Origin of the sequence: Gordonia sp. YY1, from assembly GCF_009872315.1 — a bacterium.
In the GTDB taxonomy this organism is placed as follows: Bacteria; Actinomycetota; Actinomycetes; order Mycobacteriales; family Mycobacteriaceae; genus Gordonia; species Gordonia amicalis.
Genome location: NZ_WXYI01000011.1, coordinates 39780 through 57716, shown reverse-complemented (window position 1 = coordinate 57716; position 17937 = coordinate 39780). Strand labels below are relative to the sequence as shown.

The following is a 17937-nucleotide window of genomic DNA, read 5'->3' as shown; positions in this document are numbered from 1 at the left end:
AGGAGGATCCACCCGCGTGACCACCAATGAGGAGCGCCGCGAGGCGGCCAAGCGGAAGCTCGAGGAACGCCTCGAAACCGAGCGTCTCGCACGGCGCAAGCGGAAGATCGTCATCGCCTCGGTCTCGACCGCCGTCGTGGTCGCCGTCGTCGCCGGCGTGACCGCCGTCGTGGTGAAGAAGATCATGGACGACCGGGAGGCCGCACGCTGGACCACCTGCGCGTTCGAGGACTCGCCGAGCCGGTTCGACCAGCTCCCCGACCAGGTTCCCGACACCGTGCCGGCCGATCAGAAGCCGCAGTACCAGGCCGAACTCGACGAGCTGAAGGCGGCGGCGAAGAACGAGCGCAAGTCCCCCAAGCCCGACGACAAGGTCCTGAAGTCCGGCACCGAGCAGGCCACCTTCACGACCACCCAGGGTGTCCTGCCGGTCACACTGGAACGTGACAGCGCCCCGTGCAATGTCGCCGCGGTCACCTCGCTGATCGAGAACAAGTTCTACGACGACACGACCTGCCACCGCATGACCACCAGCGACAAGCTGAAGATCCTGCAGTGCGGCGACCCGACCGGCACCGGCATGAGCGGGCCCGGCTGGACCAGCCCCGACGAGCCACCGACCGACCTGAAGAAGGTCGGACAGCCCGACCCGATGAGCGGATCGCAGCCGGTGGTCTACCCGCGCGGCACGGTGGCGATCGCCAACAGCAGCCAGGGCGGGCAGAACCCGAACACCGGGTCCAGCCAGTTGTTCATCGTGATCAACGACAGCGAACTAGGTCCCGACTACTCCATCGTGGGCAAGGTCGACGAGCCCGGCCTCGCCGTGCTGGACAAGGTCTACGCCGGCGGCATCACCCCCGGCCCGGCCGGCAGCCAACCCGGCGACGGCAAGCCGAAGCTCCCGGTGACGATCGAGACCGCGGTCATCGACTAGCGAAACCGGCTCCGACGACACAGATCCCGTTGCGTTCTGGCCCGGCTACCGGGACAAGACGCAACGGGATCTGTGGTTTCGACACGGCTCCTCGCTGCGCTCGGTGCCGGCTCAACCAGCGGGAGGTTTCCTCGCTTCGCTCGGTGTCGGCTCAACCAGCGGGAGGGTTCCTCGCTTCGCTCGGTGCCGGCTCAACCAGCAGGGAGGTTCCTCGCTGCGCTCGGTGCCGGCTCAACCAGCAGGAGGGTTCCTCGCTGCGCTCGGTGCCGGCTCAACCAGCAGGAGGGTCCTCGCCGCGCTCGGTGCCGGCTCAGCCAGCGCCCCGCTGGCCGAGTAGCGTCGACCGAGCGTAGCGAGGACGCCGCGTATCGAGGTCACGCCGCCGAGGTGACGCGGTAGACGTCGTAGACGCCCTCCACGTTGCGGACCACGTTGAGCACGTGGCCGAGATGCTTGGGGTCGCCCATCTCGAAGGTGAACTTGCTGATGGCCACGCGGTCGCGGCTGGTGGTCACCGACGCCGAGAGGATGTTGACGCGTTCGTCGGCGAGCACCTTGGTGACGTCGGACAGCAGGCGGTGACGGTCGAGGGCCTCGACCTGGATGGCGACGAGGAAGACCGACTCCGGGGACGGCGCCCACGACACGTCGAGGATCCGTTCCGACTGCTGCTGGAGCGAGGTCGCATTGGTGCAGTCCGTGCGGTGCACGCTGATACCGCCGCCGCGGGTGACGAAGCCCATGATGTCGTCGCCTGGTACGGGCGTACAACATTTGGCGAGTTTGATCACCACGTTGTCGACGCCGTCGACGACCACGCCGGCATCCCCGCCCTGACGCGAGCGGGTCGGCATCGTCGACGGTGTGGACCGCTCGGCGAGCGCCTCCTCCGCGTCCTCGATACCACCCAGAGATGCCACGAGCCGGTTGACGACATGCCGTGCGGAGACATGATTCTCCCCCACCGCCGTGTACAGCGCGGTGACGTCGGTGTACCGCAGCTCCTTGGCGATCGCCGCCATCGACTCCGCCGACAGCAAGCGCTGCAACGGAAGTCCGCCGCGGCGGACCTCCTTGGCGATCGCATCCTTACCGGCTTCGAGGGCCTCCTCGCGGCGTTCCTTGGCGAACCACTGGCGGATCTTGGCCTTGGCCCGCGGCGACACCACGAAGGTCTGCCAGTCCTTCGACGGGCCGGCGGTGGGCGCCTTGGAGGTGAACACCTCCACCACCTCGCCGTTCTCGAGCTTGCGTTCGAGCGCGACCAGCCGGCCGTTGACGCGGGCACCGATACAGCGGTGACCGACCTCGGTGTGGACCGCGTAGGCGAAGTCGACCGGCGTCGAACCGGCCGGGAGGGTGACCACGTCGCCCTTCGGCGTGAAGACGAAGATCTCCCGGACCGCGAGGTCGTACCGCAACGATTCGAGGAACTCACCGGGGTCGGCGGCCTCACGCTGCCAGTCGAGCAGCTGGCGCATCCACGCCATGTCGTCGATCTCGGTGGTGTCGGACTTCTTGCCCGACTTCCGGTAGCCGTTCTCCTTGTAGCGCCAGTGCGCGGCGATGCCGAACTCGGCGGTCCGGTGCATCTCGTGCGTCCGGATCTGCACCTCGAGCGGCTTGCCCTCGGGCCCGATCACGGTGGTGTGCAACGACTGATAGACGCCGAAGCGCGGCTGGGCTATGTAGTCCTTGAAGCGTCCCGCCATGGGCTGCCACAGCGAGTGGACGACGCCGACCGCGGCGTAGCAGTCACGGTCCTCTTCGCACAGGATGCGCATGCCGACCAGGTCGTGGATGTCGTCGAAGTCGCGTCCCTTGACGATCATCTTCTGATAGATCGACCAGTAGTGCTTGGGACGCCCCTCGACCGTCGCGTGGATCCGCGCCGCGGACAACGCGTTGTTGATGTCGGCCCGCACCCGCGCGAGGTAGGTGTCACGCGACGGGGCGCGGTCGGCGACCAGACGCACGATCTCCTCGTAGCGCTTGGGATGCAGGATCGCGAACGAGAGGTCCTCGAGCTCCCACTTCACGGTCGCCATACCGAGCCGATGCGCAAGCGGCGCAATGACTTCCAACGTCTCGCGCGCCTTGCGCGCCTGCTTCTCCGGCGGGAGGAAGCGCATCGTCCGCATGTTGTGGAGCCGGTCGGCGACCTTGATCACGAGGACACGCGGGTCGCGGGCCATCGCGATGATCATCTTGCGGATGGTCTCGGCCTCGGCGGCACTGCCCAGCGCGACCTTGTCGAGTTTGGTCACGCCGTCGACGAGATGGGCGACCTCGGGGCCGAAGTCACGTTCGAGCGCCTGCAACGAGTAGCCGGTGTCCTCGACCGTGTCGTGCAGCAGTGCGGCGATCAGGGTGGTGGTGTCCATGCCGAGGTCGGCGAGGATCGTCGCGACCGCCAGCGGATGGGTGATGTACGGGTCGCCGGACTTGCGTTTCTGTCCGCTGTGGCGCTCCTCGGCGACGTCGTAGGCCCGCTGCAGCAGGGCGACGTCGGCCTTCGGGTAGATCTCGCGGTGCAGCGTGACCAGGGGCTCGAGGACCGGCCGGACCTGGCTGCGGGTGGCGGTCATGCGGCGGGCCAGACGGGCGCGCACGCGCCGCGAGGCGGATGGCGAGGTCGAGGTCGACGTCGCGGTGGGGACGCCGGGTCCGGTGCCCTCGCCGACCGGCGAGGCAGACGAGTCGGCCGCGGGAGTCACGGAGCGCTCAGCCGTGCCGGATTCATCGGGCATCGCTGGTCCTCCTCCGTATGGTCCGTGTCCTGTCGTGGTCTCAATCGAGTCTAGATCCTCGGTCACCCGCGACCGTCAGTCGAGCGCCACCGAGTGGACGGGCACCTCTGGGCCCAGCCCGCGAGCGATCGTGTCGCGCCCGCCGAGCCCGACGAGCTCCATGATCACCGCGACGCCGGTGACACTCGCCCCGGCCCGGCTGAGCAGACCCGCAGCGGCCACCGCGGTACCGCCGGTGGCCAGCACGTCGTCGACGAGAAGGACGCGCTGCCCGCTCAGGTCGAGACCGTTGGCGGGGATCTCCAGCGTCGCGCTGCCGTATTCGAGGCTGTAGCTGACCGCGTGCACCGGAGGCGGCAGCTTGCCGCCCTTGCGCACCGCGAGCACCCCGACCTCGAGTTCGCGGGCGACCGCACCACCGAGGAGGAAGCCGCGTGCGTCGATGCCGGCGACGAGGTCGATCGCGCCGCAGCCGTGGGTCAGGGCCGTGACGATCGCGGACAATCCCTCCGCGTCGGCCAGGACCGGTGTCAGGTCCTTGAAGGCGATCCCGGCGCTCGGGAAGTCGTCGACGAGGCGGGTGTGCCGGGCGATCGCCGCCTGGGCACGTGCCACCGCTTCCGCGGTCCGTTCGGGTACCACGCCACCCATCAGTTCTCCCCTACCGCTTGTCTGCACTGCCACTCGACCGTCATTTGCCGATCGTCCATCGATCCATGTTCCACCCGGTGCCTGCGCGACTGAGTCCGGCCGCGACGCCACCCACCTGATCCTTCCACTGCCGTATGCGCGGCGCGGCGAACAGGGGGATCGACGGCATCGACGACCAGCTCGCGTTCTCGATCGAGCGGACCAGACGGAGCCGGTCGGGTACGGACACGGTGACCGCGAACTGGTCGATCCCACGACTGACCTGAGGGCCCCCGGTGCCGGAGAGGTTGAGCGGGTCACCGCCGCGCAGCGTGTAGGCGTCCCGGCTCGGGTCCGCGGCGCCGGATGCGGCGAAGGAGTCTCCCCCGGCGGTGATCAGGGCATCGACATCCTTGCCCAGTGATTCTGGTTGCACGTCGGGCGTGGCGACATCCTCGACGACGAATCCGGCTTCCCGGCAGGACGCCGCGATGGCCGCCACCATCTGCTGCCACCGCAGGGTCGGCGCCACGTACCCGATGCGGACACGACGCGGCTGCAGACCCGAGGTCGTCGATGTCCCGTCCCCCGCGCCCTGACCGGTCGCGGCGCGCAGCAGCGTCCGTGCCCGTTCGAGATCCGGGCGCTGGTAGGCGCGGCCGAACTCGGTGTTCATCGGCCCGGCGAGGTTGTCGGCGGGTGCGAGCACGCGCAGATTCCACACCTGGGCGCCGCCGGAGAAGTCACGGGCGAGGTCGGCACGCGGAACGCAGGAGGCGAAGGCCTGCCGCATCCGCACGTCCCCGAAGACGCCTCGTCCCGCGAGCACGACCTGTTCCACGCCGAGCGCCCGGGCGGGTGAGGCCGGTCCGTCCGCGCCGGGTGTGCCGGCGATGTCACCCTCCACGATTCCCGCGGTGACGTCGACGATGTCGAACTTCCCGTCGGGAAGGCGGCGCGCCGAATCGGTGCCGCGGCCCCAGATCGCGATGCGCGAGGTCTCGGGCTTGTCGCCCCACCACGATTCGTTGGGGATCAGGACGAGTCCGCCCGACCGTGAGTAGCGGTCGATGCGGTAGGGCCCGGAGGCCGGGAACCGCGCATGGTCGACCGGACCGAAGGTCAGATCGAAGCCCGTGTTCCAGGCGGTGGCGATGCGGGCCAGCGCACCGCGGTCCATCGCCCGGATGGGGTCGACGACGTTGGCGACTCCGGCCTCGCGGGCCACCACGTGGGCGGGCAGCAACGTGCCCGCGCCGAACAGCGACAGCCAGTCGCGGTACTCACGTCCTGGCGCGAACGTCACCGTCGCCGACTTCGCGCCGGGCGCGCACTCCACCTTCTCGATGTCGCGGTACCCGGCCGTCGTCGCCGGCGTGAAACCGGGGAAGCGCCCACTCATCGCTGCCCACGCCAACACCAGGTCGTCGCAGTCGAGGGCGACGTCGTCGGTGAAGGCGGCCTCGGGGGTGAACTCGTACCGCAGCGCCGTGGCGCGTCCGGGGATCCGGGTCACGGTGCCGACGTCGCGGTCCGGGATGACCTGCCCCCGGGGTCCGAGCAGGCTGAAACTCGGCAGGAGGCGACTGGTCGCCATGATCACGCCGTCGGCGTTGCCGTCCACGGTGTTCGCGTTGTAGCTGGTCACGTGGGCGTCGACCACGTAGTCGAGGGTCGGTGGCCCGTCGTCCCCGCACGCCGTCAGGACGCCCGCGCCCGTGACGACCCCGACGAGCAGGCTCAGGACCCTGATGAACTCCCGGTGCCTGACGATCACGTCGGTGAGACTAGCGGTTGCGACGGCGTTTGCCGGTCGGTACCGCCCGGTCGGTGTCGTCCGTGTCGGCCGCGCCGCGGCGACGACGCACCGGCCGCTCGGTGTCGGTCGAGCCGGCGCCGGACGTGATCCCGGCACGACGGTTCATCACCTTCGTGGTGTGCCGGGCGACGTCCGGACGGCGTTCCTTCAACGTCACCAGCAGCGGCGCGGCGAGGAAGATCGACGAGTAGGCGCCGACCACGACGCCGACGAGCTGGATCAGGCCGAGGTCCTTCAGCGTGCCGACCCCGAGCAGCCACACCGCCACGACCATCAGGGCGATGATCGGCAGCACCGAGATGATCGTCGTGTTGATCGATCGCATCAGGGTCTGGTTGATGGCGAGGTTCGCCTGCTCGCCGTAGGTACGACGCGTCGTCTGCAGGACCGAGCGGGTGTTCTCGGCGACCTTGTCGAACACGACGACCGTGTCGTACAGCGAGAAGCCGAGGATGGTCAGCAGGCCGATCACCGTCGCCGGCGTCACCTCCCAGCCGACCAGCGAGTAGACACCCGCGGTGCACACGATGTCGAAGAACAGCGATGCCATGGCCGCGATCGACATCTCCCGGTCGAACCGGACGGCGATGTAGGCGAACACGATGACCAGGAACACCGCGAGCGCGAGAACCATCTTCTCGGTGATCTCACGGCCCCAGGTGGAACTGACGTCGGAGATGCTGACCTCGTTGGGTGCCAGCTCGGGACCGAACTCCGTGGCGAGCGCGCGCGTGACCGCCTCGGCCTGGGCGATGTCGAGGGTCTCGGTGCGCACCTGCACGGTGGCGCTGTCGCCGGCGCCCGCGGTCTGGACCGATTCGGGCTCTTCGCCGAGGGCCTCGGCGACGACCTTCTCGACCGAGTCCGCGGTGACCTCCGACGAGACGACGGGGACCGACATCTGGGTGCCGCCCTCGAAGTCGATGCCGAAGGTGAACCCGCGGATGGCGATGGACGCCAGGCAGATCAGCATGATCACGGCGGTGACGATGTACCAGGTCTTCCGCTTGCCCACGATCTCGAAGGCGCCGGTGCCGGTGTAGAGCCGGGCGAAGAACCCTCGCCGGGTGTCGGAGACGAAGTCGGCGTCGGTCCCGGTGGACGGCGCCGGCGGTTCGGCGACCGTGGTGCCGGTGGTCTCCCGCGCGTCCTTGTTCGGGTTGTCCGGACGGGTCATCGCACAGTCCCCTTCTCGCTGGTGGACGCGTCGACGCGGGCCGCTTCGGTGCCGGTGGCCTCGGCCTGGCGGCGGGCTGCGACCTTTCGCTCGCGGGCCACCTCGGTGACCGCGCCGAGGCCGTTGACGCTCGGCTTGGACAGGAACGCCGACCGGCTGGCGTAGACCACCAGTGGGTGGGTCACCAGGAAGACGACCATGACGTCGAGAATCGTGGTGAGGCCCAGCGTGAACGCGAAGCCGCGCACCTCGCCGATCGCGAGGATGTAGATCACCGCGGCGGCGATGAAGCTGACCGCGTTACCCGACCAGATGGTGCGGCGGGCGCTGGCCCAACCGCGTGGCACGGCCGAACGGAAACTCCGGCCCTCGCGCATCTCGTCCTTGATGCGTTCGAAGTAGACGACGAACGAGTCCGCGGTCATACCGATACCGATGATCAGACCGGCGATGCCGGCGAGGTCGAGCGTGAACCCGATCCAGCGTCCGAGCAGCACGATGATGCCGTAGACCATCGCACCGGCGAGCACCAGTGACAGCGTCGTCAGGAGGCCGAGCATCCGGTAGTAGGCCAGCGCGTAGATCAACACCGCGACGAGACCGATCGCGCCGGCGAGCAGACCTGCCTTCAGCGACGAGAGACCCAGTGTCGCCGAGACGGTTTCGGCATCGGAGGCATTGAACGACAGGGGCAGCGAGCCGTACTTCAGCACGTTCGCGAGCTCGTTCGACGACTTCTCGGTGAACGGGTCGGCGCTGCTGCCGCTGATGCGGGTCTGGCCACCGGGGATCGGCTCGTTGATCGCCGGCGCCGAGACGACCGCCGAGTCGAGGGTGAACGCGGTCTGCGTGCGGTTGGGGGCCTCCTGCGCGGTGTACTTGGGCCAGAAGTCCGCCGCCTTGCCCTTGAACTCGAGGGTGACGACCCACTCACCGGTCTGCGGATCGGTGCCGGCGGACGCGTCCTTGATGTCGCGACCGTCGATGATCTGCGGGCCGAGGAGGTAGACCTCCTTGCCGTCGGTGGAACAGGCCACCAGGTACTGGTCGGGCAGGTCGTTGCCCCGGAGGGGGTCGTTGGCGGTCGGCGAGCAGTCCATTTTCGCCATCTGCTCCTGCAGCGGCACCAGCTGTTCCTGCTTGGCGTCGCCGGGGGCCTGGCGGAGCTTGCGCTGTTCGGCGATCGCCGCCGCGGCCACCTCGGTGGGCATCGCGTCGGCCTGTTTCGCGGTCTGGTCCTCCGGCTTCGGCGGCTGCGGGGTCGCCGCGGTGGCGCCGACCACCGGCCGCACGTACAGCCGCGCGGTCTGACTCAGCGACTTGGCCTGCGCGCCGTCCTCGCCGGGCACCGTGATCACGAGGTTGTTGCCGGTGACGACGACCTCGGAGCCGGACACACCGAGCCCGTTCACACGCTGCTCGATGATCTGCTTGGCCTGGTCGAGCTGTTGCCGCGTCGGCTCCTTGCCGTCCTCGGTGCGCGCGGTGAGCGTCACCCGGGTTCCGCCCTGGAGGTCGATGCCCAGCTTGGGTTCGAGCGTCTGGGGACCGGTGAAGTAGATCAGCCCGTACACGACGGCGAGGAGCGCGAGGAAGGCCACGAGCGGACGCCACGGCGGGATCTCTCGACTCGGTCGCGACCGCTTGCCGGCGGGCTTGTCCGCCTTTGCAGTCGAACGAGGAGTAGTCACAGCTGTTCAGGTCTCCTTTGGGAACGTCAACCGGCCGAGGGTGCTGGGACCGCATCACCCACCGGCTCCGAAGGTCTGCGTGCGCGCGCCGAGATCACAGCGCGGCACGCAGACCTCAGCAGGACAGGCGTTGCGCGGGAGGTGGGCAGGAGGCGCCATGCCGTTGGACGGCGCGGCGCTGCGCGGGGATTACTTGTCGGTGTCGCGCGCGTCGTCGGACGACGGCTTGTCCAGGCTCACCGAGTCCGAGTGGTCGGCGTAGTCGTCGTACTCGACCTCGGGTGCAGTGTGGCCCGCGTAGGTGGCGGCGGCCTCGTCGGTGGGGATGACGCGCATGATCGCGAGGCGGTTCCAGCGGGTCATCACGCCGGTGGCGATCTCCACATCGACGAAATCCGACGACGTTGCGTCGATGACGGTGCCGTACAGGCCGGAGGTCAGCTGGATACGCGCACCCGTGGACACCGAGTTCTGCATGTCCTGCATCTCGGCCATGCGCTTCTTCTGCTTCCGCATCGACAAGAACATGAAGCCGGCGAGAAGGGCCAGCAAGAGGGGGAAGAGCAGAGCGTCCATGGGTGAGAGTCAGTCCTTTGTGTTTTCGGGGTGTACCGCGTGGACCACCGCCCCGCGCCGACGGGCGTGAGGCGGCAACGGCCACGCTGTGCTCCACACAGTGTGCCACGTCCGCCGGCAAGATCATCCCCGCAGGTGGTGCCCCGCGTCACATGCGCGGCATCACGCAGCGCGGGTGGGGGTCACAGCTCGTCGAACAGGGGGTCCGTTCCGATGTCGCGGGGCCGGGCGCCGAAGGACGCGTTCATCGCGCCGGCGGGCGGCGTCAGACCGAGGTGATGCCACGCCGCTGCGGTGGCGACCCGGCCACGCGGCGTGCGGGCGATCATCCCCGCGCGGACGAGGAAGGGCTCGCAGACCTCTTCCACGGTCGCGGGCTCCTCGCCCACCGCCACGGCGAGCGTCGACACCCCGACCGGTCCCCCGCCGAACGCCCGGATCAGAGCGTCGAGGACGGCCCGGTCGAGGCGGTCGAAGCCCAGCTCGTCCACGTCGTAGACCGCGAGCGCGGCCCGGGCGACGTCGACGGTGATCGAGCCGTCACCGCGGACCTCGGCGTAGTCACGGACACGGCGAAGCAGACGGTTGGCGATGCGGGGCGTGCCGCGCGAGCGGCGCGCGATCTCCTCCGAGGCGTCGGGACGCAGTCCCATGCCGAGGATTCCCGCGGAACGGTTCAGGACCTGGACGAGTTCGGCCGGGTCGTAGAACTCCATGTGCGCGGTGAACCCGAAGCGGTCGCGCAGCGGGCCGGTCAGCGAGCCCGAGCGGGTGGTGGCGCCGACCAGGGTGAACGGGGCGACGTCCAGCGGAATCGACGTGGCGCCCGGCCCCTTGCCGACCACCACGTCGACGCGGAAGTCCTCCATCGCGAGGTACAGCATCTCCTCGGCCGGCCGGGCGATGCGGTGGATCTCGTCGATGAACAGGACGTCACCCTCGACGAGATTCGACAGCATCGCGGCGAGGTCACCGGCGCGTTCGAGCGCCGGTCCCGACGTCACGCGGATCGCGGCGCCCATCTCCGAGGCGATGATCATGGCGAGCGAGGTCTTGCCGAGTCCCGGTGGGCCGGACAGCAGGATGTGGTCGGGGGTCCCGCCGCGTCCCTTCGCCCCGTGCAGGACGAGCTCGAGCTGTTCGCAGACGCGCGGTTGACCGATGAAGTCGGCCAGCGACCGGGGACGCAGGCCTGCGTCGAGGTCACCGTCGGAACGGACCGGTGTCGCGTTGACCTCGCGTTCCTCGAGGTCGTCGGGGTCGCCCGTCATCACGAGGCCTTGCCCAGCAGCGCCAACGAGCGGCGGAGCGCGGTGGAGGCGTCGGCGTCGGGATTCTCGGCGAGCACCGCGGTGACCGCCTTCTCGGCCGGGCCGGCGGTGAAGCCGAGGCCGACGAGCGCCTCGGCGACCTGTTCGCGGATTCCGCCGGCGACGACGGTGCCGGCCGACGTGTCGCCCGCCGGCCGGTCGACCTTGTCCCGGAGTTCGACGCAGAGTCGTTCGGCGACGCGCTTGCCGATGCCGGGCACCGACGTCAGCGCCTTGGTGTCGGAGTCGGCGAGTGCGCGACGTAACGCCTCCGGCTCGAGGACTGCGAGAGTCGCCATCGCCAGCCGCGGACCGACCCCGGTCACCGTCTGCAGCAGCGCGAACAGCGCGCGGGCGTCGGGTTCGGTGAACCCGTACAGCGTCATCGAGTCCTCGCGGACGATCATCGAGGTGAGAAGCGTCGCCTCGTCGCCGCGCCGCAGCCGCGACAACGTCACCGGGGTCGCGAGCACCCGGTAACCGACTCCGGCACAGTCGATCACGGCATGGTCGAGGGCGATCTCGAGAACCGGACCGCGGACTGACGCGATCATGCGCGACTCCCCTCTCGTGCCTGGGCGAGCCGCTGACGGTGCTTCGCGGCGGCCGCGTCGGCCTGTTTCTGCGCGGCGGCCATCCGCTCCATCATGGGCCCGCGCCAGCAGTGACAGATCGCGAGCGCGAGTGCGTCCGCGGCGTCGGCGGGTTTCGGCTTGGTCTGCATGCCGAGAATCCGGGTGACCATCGCGGTGACCTGCGCCTTGTCCGCGCGACCGCTGCCGGTGACGGCGGCCTTGACCTCCGACGGCGTGTGGAAGCGTACGGGTACGCCACGCTGGCTCGCCGCGAGCGCGATCACGCCGCCGGCCTGCGCGGTACCCATCGCGGTCGACACCTGGTTCTGCGCGAAGACCCGTTCGATGGCGACCACATCGGGCTGATGGACATCGAGCCAGTGACACGCCGAGGTGTAGACGGCCAGCAGACGCTCGGCCAGTTCCATGTCGCTCGGCGTGCGCACCACGTCCACGTCGAGTGCGGTCACCGACCTCCCACGACCCGACTCCACCAGTGCGATACCGCACCGGGTGAGACCCGGATCGACGCCCATGACGCGCACTCGTACCCTCCCAGGAATCCGAACAGTGTTACGAACAGTTGTTCGAGATCCTATCGGGGCGCGGGGACAACTCCGATGATCAACACGCCCTCGTGAAGGCGGTGGGCGATCAGTCGTTCTCGAGCTCGGCGAGGACCTCGTCGCTGATGTCGACGTTGCTGTAGACGTTCTGCACGTCGTCGGAGTCCTCGAGTGCGTCGATCAGCTTGAAGACCTTGCGCGCGCCGTCGGCATCGACGGCGACCTCCACCGATGCGCGGAAGCTGGCCTCGGCCGAGTCGTAGTCGATACCCGCGTCCTGCAGGGCGCTGCGCACCGCGACCAGGTCGGTCGGCTCGCTGACGATCTCGAAGGTGTCCCCGAGATCGGTGACCTCTTCGGCACCGGCGTCGAGCACGGCCATCAGGACGTCGTCCTCGGACTGGCCGTTCTTCTCGAGCGTGACGACGCCCTTACGGGTGAACAGGTACGACACCGAGCCCGGGTCGGCCATGTTGCCGCCGTTGCGGGTCATCGCGGTGCGGACCTCACCGGCGGCGCGGTTGCGGTTGTCGGTGAGGCACTCGATCAGGATCGCCACGCCGTTGGGGCCGTAGCCCTCGTACATGATGGTCTGCCAGTCGGCGCCGCCCGCCTCTTCACCACCGCCGCGCTTACGGGCGCGTTCGATGTTGTCGTTGGGCACCGAGGACTTCTTCGCCTTCTGGATGGCGTCGAAGAGAGTCGGGTTGCCGGCCGGGTCACCACCGCCGGTACGTGCCGCCACCTCGATGTTCTTGATGAGCTTGGCGAACATCTTGCCGCGCTTGGCATCGATGACCGCCTTCTTGTGCTTGGTGGTGGCCCATTTGGAATGGCCGCTCATGTCCGTCCTTTCCCGGTGCCGGTGCGCGGCGGGGGGGTGCCCGCGGCACGCTGCCGGGCCCACGAGCCCCACATCCGGCGTTCCTCTACCTGCCGACTCCTGCCGCAGGCGCTTGCACTATCGCTGGTTCGGCACGATCTTACCGACGCACCATCTCCACGAAGTATTCATGTACACGACGGTCGCCGGTCACTTCCGGATGGAACGACGTCGCGAGCACCTTCCCCTGGCGTACGGCGACGATCCTCCCCTCGGCCGGACCCCGTGGGACCCGGGCGAGAACCTCGACGTCGGGCGAGATCGACTCGACCCACGGCGCCCGGATGAAGACCGCGCGCATCGCCGGGGCGCCGACGCGATCGGTGATGCCGGCGAAGTCGAGATCGGTCTCGAAACTCTCCACCTGACGACCGAAGGCGTTGCGGCGCACCGTGATGTCGAGGGCGTCGAGGTGCCGCGCGTCGGGACGGGTGTCGAGGATGGTGGAGGCGAGCATGATCATGCCCGCGCAAGAACCGTAGGCCGGCAGTCCGTCGGAGAGGCGCTCGACGAGTGGATCGAAGAGATCGAAGATGCCGAGCAGCTTGCTCATCGTCGTCGACTCCCCGCCCGGGATGACGATGCCGTCGATCTCGTCGAGTTCGGCCCGCCTGCGGATGGGCAGGGCGTCGGCACCGCTGGCCTGCAGGGCGTGGACGTGCTCGCGCACGTCACCCTGTAGCGCGAGAACCCCGATCCGCGGTCGCGATCCGGCGCTCACCGATCGGTCCGGGCGTGCTGATCTTCGGGCATCTCGCGACCGGTGCGCGCGAGTCCCTCCTGCGTGACGGCCGCGACCATGCGTCCCTGCCGGTCGAAGATGCGGCCCTGCGTCAGGGCGCGGCCGCCGTCGGCAGACGGCGAGGTCTGGTCGTAGAGCAACCAGTCGTCGGCGCGGAACGGGCGCATGAACCACATCGCGTGGTCCAGGGAGGCGACCTGAGGGTTGACCTCGGGGTGGGGCACCCGCGACGACCCGAGGAGCGTCATGTCACTCATGTAGGCGAGCGTCCCCACGTGGAACACCGTGTCGGCGGGCAGCGGATGCCGATAACGGAACCAGACCCGTTGCTGCGCAGCGAAATAGGGCGAGGTCACCATTTTCTCGGGCGGCACGATGCGGAGGTCGAAGTTGCGCCACTCCTTGAACACCGCTCGCTCTTCCTCCGCGAGCTCGTCGAGGCGGTCGTTGAGTTCTTCGGGGTCCGGGACCGGTGGCATGCGGTCCTGGTGTTCATAGCCCTGGTCGGTGCGGACGTGGAAGGAGGCCGACATCGTGAAAATCGCCTCGCCGCGCTGGATTCCGGTGACCCGCCGGGTGACGAAGGAACGACCGTCGCGGACGCGGTCGACGAGGAACACGGCGGGAATGTCCGGGTCACCGGGCCGCAGGAAGTATCCGTGCAGCGAATGGACGTGGTGGTCGGCGTCGACCGTGCGCGTCGCGGACATCAGCGCCTGTCCGGCAACCTGTCCGCCGAAGGTGCGCTGGAGGTGACTCGGGAACGCACCACCCCGGTAGATGTCGGTCTCGATCCGCTCGACCTGGAGTATGTCCTCGATGGCTGCCACGCAGACCAGTATTCCGCACCGGGCGACCCGGCCGGAGGCCGGACCACAGAGTTCCCCGGTCCGGACGTCGGCGTCAGAGCTCGTCGAGCGTCATGATCCCGTCCTGGATGGCGCGGGCGACGAGCGACGCCTTGGTGGGTGCGGGACGACCGATCTCGGCGTACTTGGCGCGAATCCGGGTCAGATGGGTGTTGACCGTGCCCAGCGAGATGTAGAGCTCCTGGGCGACGGCGGGCTTGGAGTCGACGAGCATCCAGGTCCGGAGCACCTCGACCTCGCGGGAGGTGAGGTTCGGCTTGGCGCGACCGGTGGAGGTCTCCACCTTCACCGCGCTCTCCGCGACCGGCATCGGCGAGGCGACGCGGTGCAGGTGGGGGTGACCCGCGCGGTGGCCGAGTCCGGGCTGACTCTGGCGGGAGACCTGTCCGGGAAGCGGCATCCGGCGGGCTGCGAGACGGGCCAGAGCCTCCTGCCGGCGGGCCTGCGCCTCGGCGTCGCGTCGAGCGTTGATCTGGCGCAGGTGCTGGGGGGCCGGGTGGGCGATCGCAGTCATGTGTGCTTCCTCTTCACTCAATCGAACCGGATGGTCGGTGCCGGGTCGTTCCGGCGATGAGTTGAAGATTATGAGCGTTTCGCGTCCTGGTCGATGGGGAGAACTCCCCACCGCATGGGGAGAACTACCCATGCCATGACCGCAGGTCAGACGGTCGGCATCAGCCGGCGGCGTTCCTCGCCGCCTCGGCGTCGATGAGCGGGAGGTCTTCGCGGGTCACGATGCGCGAGGACACCGCGTACTCGACGAGCTTGGTCCGGCGGTTGCTGGCGAGTTTGCCACCACCGCCGCGCATTCCGCTGACGCCGAGCTGGTCGAGCTTGTCGCAGACGTTGTCGAGCTTGCGGTTGAACTTGGTCAGCGGCCAGCCCAGGCGCCGCGCCGCCTGTGCCGAGGACGGGATCGCCGAGGCGCCGGTCCCCTCGCGGCGCAGTATCTCCTCTGCCAGCACGACGATCAGCAGCTTCTGGCTCTCGGTCAGGGTCGGAACGCCCTGGGTGGTGTGGCCGCCGCTGAACTCCGGGCGCGTCACCGACTTCACCTGCGGCGCACGGGCGAACACGCTCAGCTCGTAGGTGGTGGGTCCGGCGGTGAACACGATGGTCGTCTCGCCGAACACGAGCGGCATCCGCGCGCCCGGGCCGAGCGTGGCCGAGAAGCCGACGTCGCCCGCGGAGACGCTCGCCGACAGGTGGGTGCCCAGATTGGTCAGCCACCACAGCCCGTTCTCGTTGTGCACCACCAGGAATCGGCGGTGGAGATACGGGTTGTCATCGATGGACAGATCGGCCTCGCGCCCGATGAAGAAGCGCCGCTCGGCATCGAGTGCGATCCGTTCGCCGCAGTACTCGACATAGGTTGCGCCGGCGTCCATCCCGGTGTCGGCGCCCTCGGAGGCACTCGGAGTCCCGGGGTGGTCGTGCACCGAGGGGTCGTGACCTGTATTCATCAGATCGCCGCGGTCACTCGGGGCCGGCGACCGTCGCCTCGCCGGTGGTCTCCCCGTCGAGAGCGGGCATCGTCAGGGTCGGGACCGACTCGTGCACGGTCACCACGATGACGGTGACGTTGTCGTGGGCGCCGAGCGCGAGCGCCGCGTCGACGAGACGTTCGGCGGCTTCGTCAGAGGTCGACGCGTTGGCGAGGATGTCGCCGATCTCCTCGTCGGGCAGTTCACCGGTGAGCCCGTCGGTACACAGGAGCAGGACGTCGCCCGGGAAGGCCGGCGTGTTGAAGAAGTCCGGGACAGGGTCGACCATCCCCGCACCGAGTGCGCGGGTGATGACGTTGCGGCGCGGGTCGGTTCGCGCCTCCTCCGGCGTCAGGAAGCCCGCGTCGATGAATTCCTGGACCTGCGAGTGGTCGGTCGTCAGCTGCTGCAGCGACCCGTTCTGGTACCGGTAGGTGCGCGAGTCGCCGATGTTCAGGACCAGCCAGTGCGGACTCTGTTCGTGGGTGACGAGCACGGCGCCGGTGGCGGTGGTACCCGCGCGGCGGTCGGTCTCGGTGTCGATCTCGCCGATGCGGCGCTGCGCGGCGACCAGCAGATCGTCGAGCTGGAGCCTGGTGGCGTTCAGTTCGCCGGCGCTCGTCGCCTCGGCGAGGGTGAGGAGCGCAGCCTCGCTGGCGAGTTCGCCGCTGTCGTGACCGCCCATGCCGTCGGCGATGAGGTACATGCCCGGAAGGGCGAGTGCGGCGTCCTCGTTGGTCTCGCGGACCCGTCCGACGTTGCACACCGCCGACCACTCGAGCCGCAAGTCACCCACGATGTGTGTGCCCGAGACCGAGGTGTCCCGAACGATGGTCGCCGCATCCATGATCAGCAGATCCTACCGCCGGAACACCCCCGGCTCGCTACGCATGTCGACTGTTCGGTCTCCGGCGTGTTGAACAGGGGTGTTCCGGCGGTCGGGGTCACCAGCCGCGCTCGGCCAGGCGGTGCGGCTGCGGGATGTCGTCGACGTTGATGCCGACCATGGCCTCGCCCAGACCGCGCGAGACCTTGGCCAGCACGTCGGGGTCGTCGTGGAAGGTGGTGGCCTGCACGATCGCGGCCGCACGCTGAGCCGGGTTGCCGGACTTGAAGATCCCCGAACCGACGAACACGCCCTCGGCGCCGAGCTGCATCATCATCGCCGCATCCGCCGGGGTGGCGATACCGCCGGCGGTGAACAGCGTCACCGGCAGCTTGCCGGCCTCGGCGACCTCGACCACCAGGTCGTAGGGAGCCTGCAGTTCCTTTGCCGCCACGTACAACTCGTCCTTCGGCAGCGACGTCAGGCGGCGGATCTCGTCGCGGATCTTGCGCATGTGCGTGGTGGCGTTGGACACGTCACCGGTACCGGCCTCACCCTTGGAACGGATCATCGCCGCACCCTCGGTGATACGACGCAGCGCCTCACCCAGGTTGGTCGCACCGCACACGAACGGCACGGTGAACGCCCACTTGTCGATGTGGTTGGAGTAGTCGGCCGGGGTAAGCACCTCGGACTCGTCGACGTAGTCCACGCCCAGACTCTGCAGGATCTGCGCCTCGACGAAATGCCCGATGCGCGCCTTGGCCATCACCGGGATCGACACCGCGGAGATGATCCCGTCGATCATGTCCGGGTCGCTCATCCGCGAGACCCCACCCTGGGCGCGGATGTCGGCGGGCACCCGCTCGAGAGCCATCACGGCCACCGCGCCGGCGTCCTCGGCGATCTTCGCCTGCTCGGGGGTGACCACATCCATGATCACGCCGCCCTTGAGCATCTCGGCCATCCCCCGCTTGACCCGGGCGGTGCCCTGACCGACCTCGGGAACGGTCGCGCCGTTGTGACTCACTGATTTCTCCTCATGTCGCTGTCTCGGCGTGCCGCAGCCGATCCGCTCCAGCGGACCCCGCGGCAGCGTGGA

17 protein-coding genes are annotated in these 17937 nt (G+C 68.9%); 1 reads left to right on the top strand and 16 read right to left on the bottom strand.

The features are described 5' to 3' along the window. The first annotated feature begins 16 nt into the window (after nt 1-16). Complete coding sequence (locus BPODLACK_RS15190) at nt 17-937, top strand: peptidylprolyl isomerase (RefSeq protein WP_024497164.1); 921 nt, start codon at nt 17-19, stop codon at nt 935-937. Nucleotides 938-1311: 374 nt separating this feature from the next. Here BPODLACK_RS15190 and BPODLACK_RS15185 read toward each other — a convergent pair whose 3' ends face one another. The 16 genes from BPODLACK_RS15185 to pdxS form a co-directional block, all read right to left on the bottom strand. Next, nucleotides 1312-3687 (bottom strand): RelA/SpoT family protein, encoded by a 2376-nt coding sequence (locus BPODLACK_RS15185; RefSeq protein WP_024497165.1) that lies wholly within the window; start codon nt 3685-3687, stop codon nt 1312-1314. A gap of 75 nt (nt 3688-3762) precedes the next feature. After that, nucleotides 3763-4338 (bottom strand): adenine phosphoribosyltransferase, encoded by a 576-nt coding sequence (locus BPODLACK_RS15180; protein WP_024497166.1) that lies wholly within the window; start codon nt 4336-4338, stop codon nt 3763-3765. Between the two features lie 40 nt (nt 4339-4378). Beyond that, the gene (locus BPODLACK_RS15175; protein WP_159405575.1) at nt 4379-6094 is read right to left on the bottom strand and encodes an ABC transporter substrate-binding protein; all 1716 of its coding nucleotides are present in this window, start codon (nt 6092-6094) and stop codon (nt 4379-4381) included. 10 nt (nt 6095-6104) lie between these two features. Continuing rightward, the gene (secF, locus tag BPODLACK_RS15170; RefSeq protein WP_024497168.1) at nt 6105-7313 is read right to left on the bottom strand and encodes a protein translocase subunit SecF; all 1209 of its coding nucleotides are present in this window, start codon (nt 7311-7313) and stop codon (nt 6105-6107) included. Beyond that, complete coding sequence (gene secD / locus BPODLACK_RS15165) at nt 7310-9004, bottom strand: protein translocase subunit SecD (RefSeq protein ID WP_024497169.1); 1695 nt, start codon at nt 9002-9004, stop codon at nt 7310-7312. Before secD ends, secF begins: the two co-directional genes overlap by 4 nt. 189 nt (nt 9005-9193) lie before the next feature. After that, a complete protein-coding gene (gene yajC / locus BPODLACK_RS15160) occupies nt 9194-9580 on the bottom strand; it encodes a preprotein translocase subunit YajC (protein WP_024497170.1) in 387 nt (128 codons plus the stop codon). A 182-nt stretch (nt 9581-9762) separates the two neighbouring features. Continuing rightward, nucleotides 9763-10851, bottom strand: a complete 1089-nt coding sequence (gene ruvB / locus BPODLACK_RS15155) for a Holliday junction branch migration DNA helicase RuvB (protein ID WP_024497171.1) — start codon at nt 10849-10851, stop codon at nt 9763-9765. Then, nucleotides 10851-11444 carry a Holliday junction branch migration protein RuvA gene (gene ruvA, locus BPODLACK_RS15150; RefSeq protein WP_024497172.1) on the bottom strand — a complete coding sequence of 198 codons (594 nt, stop codon included), beginning with the start codon at nt 11442-11444 and terminating at the stop codon, nt 10851-10853. Before ruvA ends, ruvB begins: the two co-directional genes overlap by 1 nt. Further along, the gene (ruvC, locus tag BPODLACK_RS15145) at nt 11441-12010 is read right to left on the bottom strand and encodes a crossover junction endodeoxyribonuclease RuvC (RefSeq protein ID WP_006436340.1); all 570 of its coding nucleotides are present in this window, start codon (nt 12008-12010) and stop codon (nt 11441-11443) included. Before ruvC ends, ruvA begins: the two co-directional genes overlap by 4 nt. Nucleotides 12011-12119: 109 nt before the next feature. Beyond that, complete coding sequence (locus BPODLACK_RS15140; RefSeq protein WP_006436341.1) at nt 12120-12875, bottom strand: YebC/PmpR family DNA-binding transcriptional regulator; 756 nt, start codon at nt 12873-12875, stop codon at nt 12120-12122. A 139-nt stretch (nt 12876-13014) separates the two neighbouring features. Continuing rightward, the gene (pdxT, locus tag BPODLACK_RS15135) at nt 13015-13635 is read right to left on the bottom strand and encodes a pyridoxal 5'-phosphate synthase glutaminase subunit PdxT (protein ID WP_024497173.1); all 621 of its coding nucleotides are present in this window, start codon (nt 13633-13635) and stop codon (nt 13015-13017) included. Next, nucleotides 13632-14486 carry an acyl-CoA thioesterase gene (locus BPODLACK_RS15130; RefSeq protein WP_024497174.1) on the bottom strand — a complete coding sequence of 285 codons (855 nt, stop codon included), beginning with the start codon at nt 14484-14486 and terminating at the stop codon, nt 13632-13634. The genes pdxT and BPODLACK_RS15130 overlap by 4 nt, the downstream gene beginning before the upstream one ends. Nucleotides 14487-14559: 73 nt before the next feature. Next, entirely contained in the window at nt 14560-15039 is a 480-nt protein-coding gene (locus BPODLACK_RS15125) for a helix-turn-helix transcriptional regulator (RefSeq protein WP_006436344.1), read from the bottom strand. A 160-nt stretch (nt 15040-15199) separates the two neighbouring features. After that, on the bottom strand, nt 15200-15988 hold the full coding sequence (locus tag BPODLACK_RS15120) for a hypothetical protein (RefSeq protein ID WP_024497175.1): 789 nt from the start codon (nt 15986-15988) through the stop codon (nt 15200-15202). A 13-nt stretch (nt 15989-16001) separates the two neighbouring features. Next, the gene (locus BPODLACK_RS15115) at nt 16002-16856 is read right to left on the bottom strand and encodes a PP2C family protein-serine/threonine phosphatase (RefSeq protein ID WP_159405574.1); all 855 of its coding nucleotides are present in this window, start codon (nt 16854-16856) and stop codon (nt 16002-16004) included. A gap of 97 nt (nt 16857-16953) precedes the next feature. Next, a complete protein-coding gene (pdxS, locus tag BPODLACK_RS15110) occupies nt 16954-17865 on the bottom strand; it encodes a pyridoxal 5'-phosphate synthase lyase subunit PdxS (protein ID WP_006436347.1) in 912 nt (303 codons plus the stop codon). Nucleotides 17866-17937: the final 72 nt, after the last annotated feature.

Excerpts from the sequence above, each read along its gene's own strand:
- BPODLACK_RS15185 (WP_024497165.1), bottom strand. The coding sequence starts at position 3,687 with ATGCCCGATGAATCCGGCACGGCTGAGCGCTCCGTGACTCCCGCGGCC.
- BPODLACK_RS15180 (WP_024497166.1), bottom strand. The coding sequence starts at position 4,338 with ATGGGTGGCGTGGTACCCGAACGGACCGCGGAAGCGGTGGCACGTGCC.
- secF (WP_024497168.1), bottom strand. The coding sequence starts at position 7,313 with ATGACCCGTCCGGACAACCCGAACAAGGACGCGCGGGAGACCACCGGC.
- yajC (WP_024497170.1), bottom strand. The coding sequence starts at position 9,580 with ATGGACGCTCTGCTCTTCCCCCTCTTGCTGGCCCTTCTCGCCGGCTTC.
- ruvB (WP_024497171.1), bottom strand. The coding sequence starts at position 10,851 with ATGACGGGCGACCCCGACGACCTCGAGGAACGCGAGGTCAACGCGACA.
- ruvA (WP_024497172.1), bottom strand. The coding sequence starts at position 11,444 with ATGATCGCGTCAGTCCGCGGTCCGGTTCTCGAGATCGCCCTCGACCAT.
- BPODLACK_RS15140 (WP_006436341.1), bottom strand. The coding sequence starts at position 12,875 with ATGAGCGGCCATTCCAAATGGGCCACCACCAAGCACAAGAAGGCGGTC.
- BPODLACK_RS15125 (WP_006436344.1), bottom strand. The coding sequence starts at position 15,039 with ATGACTGCGATCGCCCACCCGGCCCCCCAGCACCTGCGCCAGATCAAC.
- BPODLACK_RS15120 (WP_024497175.1), bottom strand. The coding sequence starts at position 15,988 with ATGAATACAGGTCACGACCCCTCGGTGCACGACCACCCCGGGACTCCG.
- BPODLACK_RS15115 (WP_159405574.1), bottom strand. The coding sequence starts at position 16,856 with ATGGATGCGGCGACCATCGTTCGGGACACCTCGGTCTCGGGCACACAC.